Origin of the sequence: Streptomyces sp. NPDC007205 (assembly GCF_040634095.1) — a bacterium.
GTDB lineage: Bacteria > Actinomycetota > Actinomycetes > Streptomycetales > Streptomycetaceae > Streptomyces.
Window position 1 is genome coordinate 1 of sequence record NZ_JBEYEW010000033.1, and the last position, 15,293, is coordinate 15,293.

Below are 15,293 nucleotides of genomic sequence, written 5' to 3' on the forward strand. Positions count from 1 at the left end.
GGGCCCGGCCGGGCCCGACCCGGCGCTGGCCTGGAGCGCGCCTGCGGGCGCGCGGCCCGTCGTGTCGTTCGCGGAGCCCGAGGCGTTCGGCGAGCCCACCCGCCACCGGGTGGGCTCCCGCACCGTCGCCGCTGCCACCTGTCTCGTGCTCGGCCTCGGTCTCATCGGCGGTGCCGTGACCGGGAGTTGGCTCACCGACGACGACGGGGACAACGCCCCCGGCGACCACTTCGCCACCGCCGGGACGCTCTGGCACAACGTGCCCGTGGACCAGCTCTTCCCGCCCACCGTCCAGGGCACGGGCGCCGGACCCGGCGGCGCCGACCGCACCTGGACCAGGATCGCCGTGGCCCCGGACGGCGGCTGCGCCCACGCCTTCGACCCGCTGCTGCAGAAGGCCCTCGCCCCCGTCGGCTGCCAGCGGCTGCTGCGCGCCACCTACACCGACGCCACCCAGAGCTACGTCACCACCGTCGGCCTGCTGTTCACCAAGGCCGACCCCGCCGCCATGTCCGCGCTGGCCCACCGTTTCCGCACCGAGCGCCTGGACCGGCGCGCCGATCTGATGCCCCGTCCGTACCCGGCCGAGGGCACCCCCGCGGCCGGCTTCGGCCCCAAGCAGCGCGCCTCCTGGACCATCTCCGTCCTCACCGACGCCCCCGTCGTCGCCTACGCCGTCTCCGGCTGGGCCGACGGCCGCGGCGTCGACGCCCCGCAGCCCGCCGCCGACGCCCTCAGCGCCGGTGCGACCACCGCACCGGCTCAGGCCGGTCTCGGCAACGAGGCCCAGGGCCTGGCCGACCGCATCGAGCGGCGCCTGCGCCAGAGCATCGGAACGGCCACGGAGACACCTTCATGAGGCGTTCGATATGCGGCCACCGCCGCCCGGACCGCACGGGAGCGGCGGTGAGCCTGCTGCTCGCCGCCGCCTTCGCCCTGCTGCCGTCCACCGCCGCCCACGCCGACGGCATCCGCGCCCAGCAGTGGGCCCTGTCGGCGCTGAACCTGGACGAGGCCTGGCGCACCACCAAGGGCCGCGGCGTCACCGTCGCCGTCCTGGACACCGGCGTCGAGGCCGGCCACCCCGATCTCGCCGGCAACGTCCTGCCCGCCAAGGACATGATCGGCTTCGGCGCCCGGCAGGGCGACCGCACCTGGGCCCGGCACGGCACGGCCATGGCCGGCATCATCGCCGGGCACGGCCACGGGCCGGGCGGCACCGCCGGTGTCATGGGCGTCGCCCCCGAGGCGAAGATCCTGCCCGTGCGCGTGATCCTGGAGGACGGCGACCCCGCCCGCGCCAAGGCCCGTACCAGCCGTGGCAACGCCCTCGCCGACGGCATCCGCTGGGCCGCCGACCACGGTGCCGACGTCATCAACCTCTCCCTCGGCGACGACTCGAACTCCGCGCACCCCGAGCCGAGCGAGGACGAGGCCGTGCAGTACGCCCTGAAGAAGGGCGTGGTGGTCGTCGCCTCCGCGGGCAACGGCGGTGACAAGGGCGATCACGTCTCCTACCCGGCGGCCTACCCCGGTGTCATCGCCGCGACCGCCGTCGACCGCTTCGGCACCCGCGCCTCCTTCTCGACCCGCCGCTGGTACGCGGCGGTCAGCGCGCCCGGCGTCAACGTGGTCATCGCCGACCCCGACCACAAGTACTACGAGGGCTGGGGCACCTCGGCCGCCTCCGCCTTCGTCTCCGGCGCCGCGGCCCTGATCAAGGCCGCCCACCCGGACCTGAGCCCGGCCCAGATCAAGACGCTCCTGGAGGACACCGCCCAGGACGCGCCGGTCGGCGGCCGGGACGACTCCCGCGGCTTCGGCATGATCGACCCGGCGGCGGCGCTGAGGGCCGCCGGGAGGCTGAAGCCGCGGAGCCTGAGCGCGGCGTCGTACGGTGAGAAGTACTTCGGCGCCGGCCCGGACACCTCCAGGGCCACCTCCTCGGCCTCCGACTGGGCGGGCCCGCTGGCCGGCGGCGCCGGCGGGGTCCTGCTGGTGGCGGGCGGGGTGCTGTGGCGGGGCCGCAGACAGACGGCCTGAGGGCGTCCGCGGACCGCACGGCCGAAGACCGCAGCAGGCTCGCGGGCACCCGCGGCGCTATGGCCACGCCCCGGCGAACGCGCGGTGGCCGAAGTCCGTGAGCCGCAGACAGCGGCGTCGGTCGACTCAGGTGCTGCCAGAACGGGGCAGGGCGCGACCCGCGCGGGACCGGCCTCACGCGCAGCCGGCGCGGGACCGGCCTTCCGCGCAGCCCGCGCGGGAGCGGGCGCGGCTCGGCGTCGAGGGTGCGGCCCCGTTCCGCGCCGGGGGAGGACGGGGCCGCCGCCGACGATACGGCCGTCCTGCCCGCGTGCGCCCGCGCCGTCACCTGGGACGGGGATCAGGGGAACGCTGCGATTTCCGGTGAAGACTGCCGTGCAGCGGGCCGGTGAGGTGCCTATAGGGTCGGTGACCGTGGCGAACAAGAACATTCCCGACCCCGGTTTCTCCGACGACGACGGCTCCGCCGACCCCCGGCTGAGCGCCGCGCTCGCCGCCTGGGCCGAGGACCGTAGCGCCCTCGGGCCGGTGCTCGAGGCGCTGAAAGGCGCCCGGCTGCTCGTCCCCGTCGTCGCCGTGCTGGGCGAGGTCGAGGAGGACCATGAAGGGGGCCGCGAAGCGTCGAACAAGGGTGGTGGTGGGCGACGAGTGGGCGGGCTGCGCCGCGAGAAGACCAGCGACATGGCCGTACCCACCCTGAAGGCCGGCCACCGCACCGCCCTGCCCGCGTTCACCTCCACCGACTCCCTCGCCCGCTGGGACCCCGAGGCCCGCCCGGTCGCCGTGCCCCTGCACCAGGCGCTGCAGGCCGCAGCCCACGAGAAGGCCGACACGGTCGTGCTGGACCTCGCCGGGCCGGTGCCGTTCGAGCTGACCGGACCGGCGCTGCTCGCCCTCGCCGAGGGCCGCACCAGCACCGACCCGCTCGCCGACCCGGCCGTGATCGACGCCGTCCGCACGGCCGTCGCGGCGGAACCCGCCGTGCTGCGCGCCCACCTCGGCCCCGGACAGGCCGACGGCACCCTCGCCCTCGTCCTGGACCCGGCCGCGGCGCCCGCCGAGGCGGCCCGTGCGGTCGCCGGGCGCCTCGCCGCCGACGAAACGCTGAGGGCCCGCCTGGTGCGCGGCCTCGACCTGGCACTGCTGCCGGCCGGGACCACGCCTCCGGGCGAGCCCCTGTATGTGAAGGAGTAGGTCAGCTGTAGACGGGGCCGGTGTACTTCTCGCCCGGCCCCTGGCCCGGGTCGTCCGGGACGACCGACGCCTCGCGGAACGCCAGCTGCAGTGACTTCAGGCCGTCGCGCAGCGGGGCCGCGTGGAAGGAGCTGATCTCGGTCGTGCTCGCGTCCAGCAGACCGGCGAGCGCGGTGATCAGCTTGCGGGCCTCGTCCAGGTCCTTGTACTTATCGCCCTCCTCGCTCAGCCCGAGCTTCACGGCGGCGGCGCTCATCAGGTTGACGGCGACCGTCACGATCACCTCGACGGCGGGGACCTCGGCGATGTCCCGGGTCATCGCGTCGAAGTCGGGGTTCTCAGGAGGGGTCTCACTCATGCCCCACACGATAGGCGGTGCTCCGGCGAGGTCTTCGATTAGCCCTTCCCCGGCGGTCCTGCTAACCTTGTGTAACGACCGGCTGGACAGCCCTGCCAACCGCAGAGTGTCCGGCCCACAAGTGGAGGCTCCGATCTCCCACCCGACCGTCCTCCGGGACGGCGGGTCACCCGGTCAGGCGGCCACCATCGTTCCGTACGGACGATGGAGTCGCCCGAAGTGCGCCCCGCGGTCACCGCGGCGGTGCTCCGGTAGTCATTGGAGCCCCGCCTGTGATCGTCCGGGGCATTTTTTGTGCGTCGGCGCGGTTAGGTCTTACGAACAAAGACGTTACGCGGCTGTCCGCCAGACCGCCGTGTGGTGCTACCGAGGAGGATCCATCAGCGCCGAGCCCCGCATCAACGACCGGATTCGCGTTCCCGAGGTGCGACTTGTCGGTCCCAGTGGCGAGCAGGTGGGCATCGTCCCGCTGGCGAAGGCACTGGAGCTTGCGCAGGAGTACGACCTGGACCTGGTCGAGGTCGCGGCGAACGCCCGTCCGCCCGTGTGCAAGCTCATGGACTACGGGAAGTTCAAGTACGAGTCGGCCATGAAGGCCCGTGAGGCGCGCAAGAACCAGGCGCACACGGTCATCAAGGAGATGAAGCTCCGGCCGAAGATCGACCCGCACGACTATGACACCAAGAAGGGTCACGTCGTCCGGTTCCTCAAGCAGGGCGACAAGGTCAAGATCACGATCATGTTCCGTGGTCGCGAGCAGTCCCGGCCCGAGCTGGGCTACCGACTGCTGCAGCGCCTCGCGGAGGACGTCCAGGACCTCGGTTTCGTCGAGTCGAACCCGAAGCAGGACGGCCGCAACATGATCATGGTCCTCGGTCCGCACAAGAAGAAGACCGAGGCCATGGCCGAGGCCCGTCAGGCGCAGGAGGCCCGCAAGGCCGAGGCGAAGGCGAACCCCGGTAAGTCGCAGAACGCCGCGGACCCGGACGCTGTGAACGCCGAGGCGCACGACGAGGTCCACGACGAGGTCCACGACGAGGCCCCTGCCGAGGCTTCCGCCGAGGCGTGATCCCGGGGGACTCACGTCCCCGAGGATGTAACCGATACAAGAGCGACGCTCCACCGTGCCCGGTTTCACGACCGGGCACCGGAGCGCCACCGACGAGGAGAGAACGGCGCTATGCCGAAGAACAAGTCGCACAGCGGTGCCAGCAAGCGCTTCAAGGTCACCGGCTCCGGCAAGGTGCTCCGCGAGCGCGCCGGCAAGCGCCACCTGCTCGAGAGGAAGTCGTCCCGCATCACGCGTCGCCTCACCGGCAACGCCGAGATGGCCCCGGGCGACGCCGCGAAGATCAAGAAGCTTCTCGGCAAGTGACGCGACGGCGCTCCTGAGCGCCGAGCGTCTGGACCGGGACCGAATCGATTCCGGGTCGTGTGAGTACCCCCCACGACCCCGCTACAAGGAGTTAACAAGTGGCACGCGTCAAGCGGGCAGTCAACGCCCACAAGAAGCGCCGGGCGATCCTCGAGCAGGCCTCCGGCTACCGCGGTCAGCGCTCTCGCCTGTACCGCAAGGCCAAGGAGCAGGTCACCCACTCGCTGGTCTACAACTACAACGACCGCAAGAAGCGCAAGGGCGACTTCCGTCAGCTGTGGATCCAGCGCATCAACGCCGCTGCCCGCGCCAACGGCATCACCTACAACCGCTTCATCCAGGGTCTGAAGGCCGCGAACATCGAGGTCGACCGCAAGATCCTGGCCGAGCTGGCCGTGAACGACGCGAACGCGTTCGCCGCGCTCGTCGAGGTCGCGCAGAAGGCGCTGCCGAGCGACGTCAACGCTCCGAAGGCTGCGTGACGCCGCGCTGGCTCTGAGCCGACGTTCACTGCAGGACCCGCAGGCTTTATGGCTTGCGGGTCCTGTTGTTGAGGTCCTGGGTGCCGGCACAGCCCCCACGCCCCCTGGGCCGGCTGCAGTCCCGCAGCCCAGGAAGTGCCGCACACACCGAGATTCTCCTGAAGGTGAAGAAGAGGATGCCCCCCGCCACCCCCGAGCTGATCTCCCCCCGGTCCGCCCGAGTCAGCGCAGCGCGGCGCCTCGCCAAGCGGAACTTCCGGGGCAAGGACCGGCTGTTTCTCGCGGAGGGGCCGCAGGCCGTCAGGGAGGCGGCCGGGCACCGGGCCGACGGCGCCCCCACCCTCGTCGAGCTGTTCGCCACGGTCGAGGCCGCGGAGCGGTACGCCGACATCATCGGCTCGGCCCGCGACGCCGGCGCCCGTGTGCACCTGGCCTCCGAGGAGGTCATCGCCGACATCTCGACCACCGTCACCCCGCAGGGCCTGGTCGGGGTCTGCCGGTTCCTGGACACGCCGTTCGAGGAGATCCTCGCCGCCCGGCCGAAGCTGGTCGCCGTGCTCGCCCATGTGCGCGACCCCGGCAACGCCGGCACCGTGCTGCGCTGCGCCGATGCCGCCGGCGCCGAGGCCGTGATCCTCACCGACGCCTCCGTCGACCTGTACAACCCCAAGGCCGTACGCGCCTCCGTGGGCTCCCACTTCCATCTGCCCGTCGCCGTGGGTGTCCCCGTCGAGCGGGCCGTGGCCGGGCTGAAGGGCGCCGGCGTACGGATCCTCGCCGCCGACGGCGCCGGAACCGACGATCTCGACGCCGAACTCGACAAGGGCAGCATGGGCGGCCCCACCGCCTGGGTGTTCGGCAACGAGGCCTGGGGACTCCCGGAGGAGACCCGCGCGCTCGCCGACGCCGTCGTCCGCGTCCCCATCCACGGAAGGGCCGAGAGCCTGAACCTCGCCACGGCCGCCGCCGTATGTCTCTACGCGTCAGCCCGTGCACAGCGCGCCTCCGGAGGGTGCCGCTCCGTCACCGACAGCTAGTAGGGTGACCAGCTCGGGGCCCTGCGCCGTCTGAGAGGTGGGCTACGGGGATGAGTGTGGCCGGCACGAGCACAGCGCCGGGAGGACGGGACGCGCAGCGCACAGCTGTGCCCCGGCAGGGCGATCCCGAGGGCCTCGACCCCGACCAGCTGCCCGACGGCCTCGTCGTCGCCGACGAGCACGGCCGCGTGGTCTGCTTCAACGCCGCCGCCGCCCGCATCACCGCCCGGCGGGCCGCCGACGCCCTCGGCCGGCCCCTGGAGAAGGCGCTGCCGCTGGAGGATCTGGAAGGCCGCCGCTGGTGGCAGCTCATCGACCCCTACGGCGGGCTCGCGATCCGGACGCGGCAGCCGGAGCGCAATCTGCTGCTGCCCGGGGGGCGTGAGGTGCTGGTCTCCGCCCGGTATGTGCGCGACGAGCCCCTCGGGCCCGTCCAGCGGGTCGTCGTCTCCCTGCGGGACACCGAGGCCCGCCGCCGCACCGAGCGCAGCCACGCCGAGCTGATCGCGACGGTCGCCCATGAACTGCGCTCGCCCCTGACCTCCGTGAAGGGCTTCACCGCCACGCTCCTCGCCAAGTGGGAACGCTTCACCGACGACCAGAAGCGGCTGATGCTGGAGACCGTCGACGCCGACGCCGACCGCGTCACCCGGCTCATCGCCGAGCTGCTCGACATCTCGCGGATCGACTCCGGGCGCCTGGAGGTGCGCCGGCAGCCCGTCGACATCGGGGCCGCCGTCTCCCGGCACATCCAGGCATACGTGGCCGCCGGCCAGCCCGCCGGCCGCTTCCTGCTGCGCATCGAACAGCCGCTGCCCGCCCTGTGGGCCGACCCCGACAAGGTCGACCAGGTGCTCAGCAACCTCATCGAAAATGCCGTGCGGCACGGCGAGGGAACCGTCACCATTGACGTCACGCCCTGCGCATCACCACGCGAGGGCGAGGAAACCGGCACGTCGGTCACCGTGAGCGACGAGGGTCCCGGCATCCCGGAGGAGTCCATGAACCGCGTCTTCACCCGCTTCTGGCGGGGCAGCAAACGCGGAGGCACGGGCCTCGGGCTGTACATCGTCAAGGGCATCGTCGAGGCCCACGGCGGCACGATCACGGTCGGCCGCGCCACCCGCGGCGGCGCCGAGTTCCGGTTTACCTTGCCCGTGAGCGCACCGGCGTACCTCGCCTGAGAACGCCTGAGCAGCCCGCGGGCGCATTCGTCTGCCTCCACCCCGTTAGACTCGGCCTTTGGCACCTTTGTGTCCTTCACGCGGCCCTCGCGAGTCGGTGACGGGACGATCCGCCTGGGGGCACCTCCCAGCGTCAGCTGGGGGACAATCGGAAGCACGGGAAGAGATGTCGGCACCGAATAAGTCGTACGACCCTGTAGAGGTCGAGGCGTTGAAACCTGAAGAGATCGAGCGCATGCGGGACGAGGCGCTCGCCGCCTTCGCCGCCGCGGACTCCCTCGACGCGCTCCACGAGGCCAAGGTCGCCCACACCGGCCCCACCTCCCCGCTGGCCCTCGCCAACCGCGAGATCGGCGCCCTGCCGCCGCACGCCAAGGCCGAGGCCGGCAAGCGCGTCGGCATGGCCCGCGGCGCCGTGAACAAGGCCCTCGCCGCCCGCCAGACCGAGCTGGAGGCCGAGCGGGACGCCCGCGTGCTGGTGGAGGAGGACGCCGACGTCACGCTGCCGTACGAGCGCGTACCGGCCGGCGCCCGCCACCCGCTGACCACGCTCTCGGACCGCATCGAGGACATCTTCGTGGCCATGGGCTACGAGGTCGCCGAGGGCCCGCAGGTCGAGGCGGAGTGGTTCAACTTCGACGCCCTCAACATCGGCCCGGACCACCCGGCCCGCGGTGAGGCCGACACCTTCTTCGTCCAGGGCCCGGACGGCGGCGCCGAGTCCGGTGTCGTGCTGCGCACCCACACCTCCCCGGTGCAGATCCGCTCCCTGCTCGAGCGTGAGCTGCCGGTCTACGTGATCTGTCCCGGCCGCGTGTACCGCACGGACGAGCTGGACGCCACGCACACGCCCGTCTTCCACCAGGTCGAGCTGCTCGCCGTGGACGAGGGCCTGACCATGGCCGACCTCAAGGGCACCCTGGACCACATGGTCCAGTCCCTGTTCGGCGAGGGCATGAAGACCCGGCTACGGCCGAACTTCTTCCCCTTCACCGAGCCGAGCGCCGAGATGGACATGCTCTGCTACGTCTGCAAGGGCGAGTCCGTCGGCAACCCCGACCGTCCCTGCCGCACCTGCTCCAGCGAGGGCTGGATCGAGCTCGGCGGCTGCGGCATGGTCAACCCGCGGGTGCTCACCGCCTGCGGCGTCGACCCGGAGAAGTACAGCGGCTTCGCCTTCGGGTTCGGCATCGAGCGGATGCTGATGTTCCGCCACAACGTCGAGGACATGCGAGACATGGTCGAGGGTGACGTCCGGTTCACCCGGCCGTTCGGGATGGAGATCTGATGCGGGTCCCGCTTTCTTGGCTGCGGGAGTACGTCGACCTGCCGGCGACGGAAACCGGCCGCGACGTCCAGGAGAAGCTCGTCTCGGCCGGTCTGGAGGTCGAGACCGTCGAACAGCTCGGCGCCGACCTCAAGGGCCCGCTGGTCGTCGGCCAGGTGCTGACCATCGAGGAGCTGGACGGGTTCAAGAAGCCGATCCGCTTCTGCACCGTCGACGTCGGCCAGGCCAACGGCACCGGCGAGCCCCAGGAGATCGTCTGCGGCGCCCGTAACTTCGCGGTCGGCGACAAGGTCGTGGTCGTCCTTCCCGGCGCCACCCTTCCCGGCGGCTTCTCCATCGCCGCCCGCAAGACCTACGGCAAGACGTCCCACGGCATGATCTGCTCCGGCGACGAGCTCGGCATGGGCGACGACGGCAGCCACGGCATCATCGTGCTGCCGCCGGAGACCGAGGTCGGCAAGAACGCCATCGAGCTGCTGGAGCTGGTCGACGAGGTGCTGGACATCGCCGTCACCGCCAACCGCGGCGACTGCCTGTCCATCCGCGGTGTCGCCCGCGAGACCGCCATCGCCTACGGCCTGCCGCTGCGCGACCCGGCGCTGATCGACGTACCGGCCCCGAACGCCTTCGGCTACCCGGTCCAGGTCTCCGAGCCGTTCGGCTGCGACCGCTTCACCGCCCGCACGGTCACCGGCCTGCACCCCGAGGCCCGCTCCCCGATCTGGCTGCAGCGCCGGCTGCAGAAGGTCGGCATGCGCCCGATCTCGCTCGCCGTCGACGTCACCAACTACGTGATGATGGAGCTGGGCCAGCCGCTGCACGCCTACGACCGGTCCCTGGTCCAGGGCACCATCGGCGTGCGCCGGGCCCAGGAGGGCGAGAAGCTCGTCACCCTCGACGGCGTCGAGCGCACGCTGCACGCCGAGGACCTGGTCATCACCGACGACCGCGGCCCCATCGGCCTGGCCGGCGTGATGGGCGGCGCCAACACGGAGATCGCCGACCACGAGGCCACCGAGGACGGCGTCAACGGCACCACCGACGTGGTCATCGAGGCGGCCCACTTCGACGCCGTCTCCATCGCCCGTACGGCACGCCGCCACAAGCTGCTGTCCGAGGCGTCCCGCCGCTTCGAGCGCGGCGTCGACCCGCAGGCCGCCGCGGCCGCCGCGCAGCGCACCGTGGACCTGCTGGTGCTGCTCGCGGGCGGCACGGCCGAGGCCGGTGTCACCGAGGTCATCGCGCCCTCGGCCCCGCACACCATCACCGTCCCGGCCGACCACCCGGACAAGGTGGCGGGTGTGGTGTACGGCCGTGAGACGGTCGTCCGCCGCCTGCAGGAGGTCGGCTGCGACGTGTACGGGCAGGACGAGCTGATCGTCACCGTCCCGTCCTGGCGGCCCGACCTCGCGGACCCGAACGACCTGGCCGAAGAGGTCATCCGCCTGGAGGGCTACGAGAACCTGCCCTCCACGCTGCCCAAGCTCCCTTCGGGCCGCGGTCTGACCCACCGCCAGCGGCTGCACCGCCGGGTCGGCCGCGCGCTGGCCGGAGCGGGCTACGTCGAGGCGCCGAACTACCCCTTCGTCAGCGAGCAGGTCTTCGACCAGCTCGGCCTGGAGTCCGACGACCCGGCCCGCCGCGTCGTCAGGCTGGTCAACCCGCTCAGCGACGAGGAGCCCGCACTGCGCACGACGCTGCTGCCGGGTCTGCTGGGTGCCCTGCGGCGCAATGACGGCCGGGGATCTCACGATCTGGCCCTGTTCGAGACCGGGCTGGTGTTCCACCCCGCCCAGGAGCAGCGTGTCGCCGGGCATCTGCCCGCCGACCGGCGCCCCACCGACGACGAGATCGCCGCGCTGAACGCCGCGCTGCCCGAGCAGCCGCGGCACGTCGCCGTGGTCCTCACCGGCGCCCGCGAGCAGGCCGGCTGGTGGGGCAAGGGCCGCCCGGCCGGGTGGGCCGACGCGGTCGAGGCGGCGCGGGTGGTCGCCCGCGAGGCCGGCGCCGAGCTGGTCGTGCGCAAGGGCCGGTACGGCCCCTGGCACCCCGGCCGCTGCGCCGACCTGGTGGTCCGTGCCGACGGTACGGAGAAGGTCGTGGGCCACGCGGGAGAACTGCACCCGCGGGTTCTCAAGGCCCTGGGTCTGCCCGAGCGCACCTGTGCGATGGAGCTCGACCTGGACGCCCTGGAAGCGGTGGCTGACGGTGTCCCGCAGGCGCCGGGCATCTCCACGTTCCCGGTCGCCACCCAGGATGTCGCCCTCGTGGTCGACCTGCCCGTGCCGGCCGCGGAGGTCGAGGCGGCGCTGCGGGAAGGTGCGGGGGAACTTCTTGAGTCCATCCGGCTGTTCGACGTGTACGAGAACGCCGAGCAGCTGGGGGACGGGAGGAAGTCGCTGGCGTATGCGTTGCGCTTCCGCGCGGGTGACCGGACGCTGACCGTGGATGAGGCTTCGGCTGCTCGGGATGCTGCGGTTGCCCTTGCGGGCGAGCGGACCGGGGCGGTTCTGAGGAGCTAGTGCGCCCAAGGGGCGGGGAGCTGCTCCTGTTCGGCGGCCTCGGGCGATTCGTGGCTTGTCGCGCAGTTCCCCGCGCCCCTGGGCCGGCTGCCCCTCCGTCAGCCGCATAAATGCAGGTTGGCTCGGGGATTCTCACTCGTTCGGGTGGGAATGGGAGGTGATCTGGTCCTTCCGGAGCCCTGGCGTGGACAGAATCGGACCGGCCTTTCGGGGTCGGTTTGTCTGCTCTGTCAGGGCCCACTTGGGGGACCAGAGGCATGAACCGCATCAAGGCACGGGCGCCCACCGCGCGTGGAGTCGCACTGACCATGGCCTGGGGAGCCGTGGCGGTCGGCTACAAGTGGGGCTGTCCGATCGCCCGGCAGGAGGGGTTCGGAGCGCGCGTCGTCACCAGCGCGGTGTTCTTCGCCGTCGGTGCCGGGCTGATGTTCCATGTCCGCCGCACGCTGCTGCGTGAGTTGCGGCAGGCCCGCCGGGTGGCCCGGGCCGCGCAGAGCGTCGTCCTGCGTCCGCTGCCGCCCCGCCTCGACGGGCTGGTTCTCGCCGCCGCGCAGCTGTCCGCGGAGCGGGGCGCGTGCGTCGGCGGTGACCTGTACGAGGCGATCGCCACCGAGCACGGGGTGCGGGTGGTGATGGGGGACGTACGAGGGCACGGTCTGACCGCCCTCGGTACCGTCGCCGCCGTCCTCGGCAGCTTCCGCGAGGCGGCCCACGACGAGCCCGACCTCGGCGGCGTCCTGCGTCGGCTGGAGCGCGCCCTCGCCCGGCACCTGCGCGAACGCGCCCGCGCCGAACACCCCGCGCACGGCGGCCCGGACCCCGACCACCCGGTCGCCGAGGAGTTCGTCACCCTGCTGCTCCTGGAGATCGACGAGGAGGGTGCACTGCTCGCCCTCAACTGCGGTCATCCGTGGCCGTATCGGATCAGCGATGCGCGGGTCGAGCCGTTGAGCCGGGCGGACCCCCTTCCGCCGCTGGGCCCCTTCCCGCTTCCGGTCGAGCTGGAGACCCACTCCTGTGGCCCTTTGCTTCCCTGCGAGTCCTTGGTCCTCTTCACGGACGGTGTGGAGGACGCGCGGGACAGCCGGGGGCGGTTCTTCTCGCTGTCGGGGACACTGCGTGAGGCCGTACGGGACGCCCCCGTCTCGCCCCAGACGATCCTGCGCGCTCTCTTCACGGCGCTCTTGCACCACACGGGCGGCAAACCATCGGACGACATAGCTCTGCTGGTCCTGCGGAACGACCGCACGAGGGGCAAGCTGTCCTGCCCGGGGGCGCGGGACAGTGACACATGCGGCTCCGGGGCGGGGGCGCGACAGGCGCCCACGGACCCGCAGCCGACAACGCACCGCTAGCCGCCCCCCATAGCCGCCCCCATAGCCGCGCGACCGGCCAAGCCACCGCTTTTTCGAGGGGGAGCCGGCGGCTTGGCCGGATCCCCAGTCAACCCGGCGGAACACGCTGAGCGACACCGCGTGTACAGCGCGGATGCGAGCACTCCGTTCACACCCCGTGTGAAGGCGGAGCCACTACGCTGACCGCACCAGGCCACTCGGGGGGCATCCCATGCAGCCCAACACTCTGCTCGACGCGATCCTGGACGAGGCGGGGATCTCGCACGCCGGTCTCGCCGCCCATGTCAACCAGGCGGGCCGGAGACGGGGCCTCGCGCTCCGGTACGAACACACCGCCGTGGCGCGCTGGTTGAAGGGCCAGCGGCCGCGCGGCCAGGTGCCCGACCTGATCTGCGAAGTGCTGGCCGCGCGCCTGCACCGGCCGGTCACCCTGGACGACATCGGCCTCGGAGTGCCGGGTGAGCCGAGCGCACCGCACGCCGGTTCGCTGGGCGGGTTCGTCGAGCGCGCCACCGCCCTGTGGCGTTCCGACGAACAACAGCGGCCGCATGTACTGGGCGCTCCCGCCGTCACCGGAACCCCGGCCGTCATGCCGGTGTGGGAGTGGGAGAACCCGCCCGAGGACGTCGATGTCTCGCGCGGCGGCCGGCACCGGGTCACCGCGGCCGACATCGAGACGCTGCGGGCGGCGCGGACGCACTACGAGCAGATGTACCGCAAGACCGGCGGCGTCGCGACCCGGACGCGGATCGTCGGCTTTCTGAACGCGGAGGCGGCGCCGCTGCTGCGCGGCAGCTACACCGACGCCACCGGGCGCCAACTGCACCGGGCCACCGGCGGGTTGGTGGCCATCGCGGGCATCTGCGCCTACGACTCCGACGCGCACGGACTCGCCCAGCGCTACTTCCACCAGGCCCTCAGACTCGCGAAGGCCAGCGGAGACCGGGGACTCGGCGCCTATGTCATAGCGCTGCTGGTCAACCAGTCGCTGTTCATGCGGGAGTACCGGCAGGCCGTCGCCTTCGCCGAGGCCGCCCTGCGGGCCGCCGGCAAGCACATCACCCCGGCGCTGGCCTCGGACCTGTACGCGATGCAGGCCAAGGCGTACGCCCACCTCGGCGACTCCGGCAGCGCCCTGTCCTGCATCCGGCGCGCGGAGCAGGCCGCCGACCGGATCCGGCGCGGTCATGAGCCCGACGAGACGGGGTACGTCCAGCCGGGCCTGGTCAATGTGCAGGTGGCCGAGGCGCTGCTGAGCCTCGGTGAGCTGGCCGCCGCCCGGGAGCATGCCGCGGCGGCGGTCGACAACCCCGCCCACGACCGGGGGCGGGTGCACCGGCTCGCCATGCTCAGCACCATCGAGCTGCGCCAGGGCAACGCCGACAAGGCGGTGGCCACCGCCGTGCAGATGGCCGAGCAGGCCCGCGGGATGGAGTCCCAGCGGCTGCGCGACCGACTCCGCGCGGTACGCGAACACCTGGTGCGCTGTGGCTCGGCCGGGACCGCCGAGGCCGCCGAACTCATCGACGGGGCACTGCGCGTACCGCTGTAGGCCCACTGTAGGTGCACAGTCCCTGCTGCGATATTGCCACTTACTCGGCGGAAGGTGGCAGAACCGTGCAGTGGACGAAACAGAACGAACAAACTGTGTATGCGAACCGCTGGTTCAGCGTCAATCTCGCAGATGTCGAGCTGCCGGACGGCCGGCACCTCGACCACTTCCTGATCCGGCTGCGGCCCGTGGCCGTGGCGACGGTGGTCAACGACGCCAACGAGGTGCTGCTGCTGTGGCGGCACCGGTTCATCACCGACAGCTGGGGCTGGGAACTGGCCGCGGGTGTCGTGGAGGACGGCGAGGACATCGCGAGCGCCGCTGCCAGGGAACTGGAGGAGGAGACCGGCTGGCGGCCGGGGCCCCTGCACCACCTCATGAGCGTGGAGCCGTCCAACGGCCTCACCGACGCCCGGCACCACATCTACTGGTCCGACCGGGGCGAGTACCTCGGGCATCCCGTGGACGACTTCGAGTCGGACCGCCGGGAATGGGTTCCCCTCAAACTCGTCCCCGACCTGATCGCCCGTGGGGAGGTCCCGGCCGCCAACATGGCGGCCGCGTTACTCCTGCTGTACCACCTCAGGCGCGCCGAGGGCTAGCGGGCCAGTGCCTGCCAGACCGTCACGACGAGCGCTCCGAGCGCGGTGAGCGCGGCGAGTGAGGGCAGCGGCCAGCGTGCGTGTTCCAGCGAGACCATGCGGGAGTTCAGCTCGTCCAGGTCCTTGGCGGTCTCCTCGGTGCGATGACTGAGCAGCGCAAGTCCTCCCTCGACTCGGGCGTAGGCCACGTCGAGGCGGCGCCGTAACTCTGCGAGTTCTCCGTGGACCACGGGATGCTCCGGATCGGCGGTCACGGGTCGCTCCTTCCGGTAGTCGGTATGGATGGTTCCGCATCCCTTGC

15 protein-coding genes are annotated in these 15,293 nt (G+C 72.0%); 13 read left to right on the forward strand and 2 right to left on the reverse strand.

Annotated elements, in window-relative coordinates; genetic code table 11:
• Nucleotides 1-61 precede the first annotated feature (61 nt).
• From ABZ624_RS34085 to ABZ624_RS34095, 3 genes are all read left to right on the forward strand, one after another.
• On the forward strand, nucleotides 62-859 hold the full coding sequence (locus ABZ624_RS34085) for a hypothetical protein (RefSeq protein ID WP_360098107.1): 798 nt from the start codon (nucleotides 62-64) through the stop codon (nucleotides 857-859).
• Nucleotides 856-2,043 (forward strand): type VII secretion-associated serine protease mycosin, encoded by a 1,188-nt coding sequence (gene mycP / locus ABZ624_RS34090; protein WP_360097926.1) that lies wholly within the window; start codon nucleotides 856-858, stop codon nucleotides 2,041-2,043. The genes ABZ624_RS34085 and mycP overlap by 4 nt, the downstream gene beginning before the upstream one ends.
• 414 nt (nucleotides 2,044-2,457) lie before the next feature.
• Nucleotides 2,458-3,237, forward strand: a complete 780-nt coding sequence (locus ABZ624_RS34095) for an SseB family protein (protein ID WP_360097929.1) — start codon at nucleotides 2,458-2,460, stop codon at nucleotides 3,235-3,237.
• A 1-nt stretch (nucleotide 3,238) separates the two neighbouring features.
• Here the strand turns inward: ABZ624_RS34095 and ABZ624_RS34100 are convergent, their stop codons facing one another.
• Nucleotides 3,239-3,595: a DUF1844 domain-containing protein gene (locus tag ABZ624_RS34100; RefSeq protein ID WP_360097932.1), complete on the reverse strand. Its 357-nt coding sequence runs from the start codon at nucleotides 3,593-3,595 to the stop codon at nucleotides 3,239-3,241.
• A gap of 355 nt (nucleotides 3,596-3,950) precedes the next feature.
• Here ABZ624_RS34100 and infC point away from each other — a divergent pair, with 355 nt between their 5' ends.
• From infC to ABZ624_RS34150, 10 genes are all read left to right on the forward strand, one after another.
• Nucleotides 3,951-4,664, forward strand: coding sequence for a translation initiation factor IF-3 (gene infC / locus ABZ624_RS34105; RefSeq protein WP_360097935.1), 714 nt, complete (start codon nucleotides 3,951-3,953; stop codon nucleotides 4,662-4,664).
• Between the two features lie 111 nt (nucleotides 4,665-4,775).
• Nucleotides 4,776-4,970, forward strand: coding sequence for a 50S ribosomal protein L35 (gene rpmI, locus ABZ624_RS34110; protein WP_360097938.1), 195 nt, complete (start codon nucleotides 4,776-4,778; stop codon nucleotides 4,968-4,970).
• A 98-nt stretch (nucleotides 4,971-5,068) separates the two neighbouring features.
• Nucleotides 5,069-5,452, forward strand: coding sequence for a 50S ribosomal protein L20 (gene rplT / locus ABZ624_RS34115; protein ID WP_016642495.1), 384 nt, complete (start codon nucleotides 5,069-5,071; stop codon nucleotides 5,450-5,452).
• Nucleotides 5,453-5,628: 176 nt separating this feature from the next.
• On the forward strand, nucleotides 5,629-6,489 hold the full coding sequence (locus ABZ624_RS34120; protein ID WP_360097941.1) for an RNA methyltransferase: 861 nt from the start codon (nucleotides 5,629-5,631) through the stop codon (nucleotides 6,487-6,489).
• A 50-nt stretch (nucleotides 6,490-6,539) separates the two neighbouring features.
• Complete coding sequence (locus ABZ624_RS34125; RefSeq protein ID WP_360097944.1) at nucleotides 6,540-7,673, forward strand: ATP-binding protein; 1,134 nt, start codon at nucleotides 6,540-6,542, stop codon at nucleotides 7,671-7,673.
• Between the two features lie 166 nt (nucleotides 7,674-7,839).
• The gene (pheS, locus tag ABZ624_RS34130) at nucleotides 7,840-8,961 is read left to right on the forward strand and encodes a phenylalanine--tRNA ligase subunit alpha (protein ID WP_360097947.1); all 1,122 of its coding nucleotides are present in this window, start codon (nucleotides 7,840-7,842) and stop codon (nucleotides 8,959-8,961) included.
• Nucleotides 8,961-11,483, forward strand: coding sequence for a phenylalanine--tRNA ligase subunit beta (gene pheT / locus ABZ624_RS34135; RefSeq protein WP_360097950.1), 2,523 nt, complete (start codon nucleotides 8,961-8,963; stop codon nucleotides 11,481-11,483). The genes pheS and pheT overlap by 1 nt, the downstream gene beginning before the upstream one ends.
• A 257-nt stretch (nucleotides 11,484-11,740) precedes the next feature.
• Nucleotides 11,741-12,838, forward strand: coding sequence for a PP2C family protein-serine/threonine phosphatase (locus ABZ624_RS34140; RefSeq protein WP_360097953.1), 1,098 nt, complete (start codon nucleotides 11,741-11,743; stop codon nucleotides 12,836-12,838).
• Nucleotides 12,839-13,049: 211 nt separating this feature from the next.
• Entirely contained in the window at nucleotides 13,050-14,390 is a 1,341-nt protein-coding gene (locus ABZ624_RS34145) for a transcriptional regulator (RefSeq protein WP_360097956.1), read from the forward strand.
• Between the two features lie 65 nt (nucleotides 14,391-14,455).
• The gene (locus ABZ624_RS34150) at nucleotides 14,456-14,992 is read left to right on the forward strand and encodes an NUDIX hydrolase (protein WP_360097959.1); all 537 of its coding nucleotides are present in this window, start codon (nucleotides 14,456-14,458) and stop codon (nucleotides 14,990-14,992) included.
• On the opposite strand, the gene ABZ624_RS34155 is transcribed toward ABZ624_RS34150, so the two are convergent.
• Nucleotides 14,989-15,246: a hypothetical protein gene (locus ABZ624_RS34155; protein WP_360097962.1), complete on the reverse strand. Its 258-nt coding sequence runs from the start codon at nucleotides 15,244-15,246 to the stop codon at nucleotides 14,989-14,991. The two genes, ABZ624_RS34150 and ABZ624_RS34155, sit on opposite strands and share 4 nt — an antisense overlap.
• Nucleotides 15,247-15,293 lie beyond the last annotated feature (47 nt).

Bases quoted from the DNA above. Each gene is read 5' to 3' on its own strand.
- ABZ624_RS34125 (WP_360097944.1), top strand. From the start codon at position 6,540: ATGAGTGTGGCCGGCACGAGCACAGCGCCGGGAGGACGGGACGCGCAG.
- pheT (WP_360097950.1), top strand. From the start codon at position 8,961: ATGCGGGTCCCGCTTTCTTGGCTGCGGGAGTACGTCGACCTGCCGGCG.
- ABZ624_RS34100 (WP_360097932.1), bottom strand. From the start codon at position 3,595: ATGAGTGAGACCCCTCCTGAGAACCCCGACTTCGACGCGATGACCCGG.
- pheS (WP_360097947.1), top strand. From the start codon at position 7,840: ATGTCGGCACCGAATAAGTCGTACGACCCTGTAGAGGTCGAGGCGTTG.
- ABZ624_RS34120 (WP_360097941.1), top strand. From the start codon at position 5,629: ATGCCCCCCGCCACCCCCGAGCTGATCTCCCCCCGGTCCGCCCGAGTC.
- rpmI (WP_360097938.1), top strand. From the start codon at position 4,776: ATGCCGAAGAACAAGTCGCACAGCGGTGCCAGCAAGCGCTTCAAGGTC.
- ABZ624_RS34140 (WP_360097953.1), top strand. From the start codon at position 11,741: ATGAACCGCATCAAGGCACGGGCGCCCACCGCGCGTGGAGTCGCACTG.
- mycP (WP_360097926.1), top strand. From the start codon at position 856: ATGAGGCGTTCGATATGCGGCCACCGCCGCCCGGACCGCACGGGAGCG.
- ABZ624_RS34145 (WP_360097956.1), top strand. From the start codon at position 13,050: ATGCAGCCCAACACTCTGCTCGACGCGATCCTGGACGAGGCGGGGATC.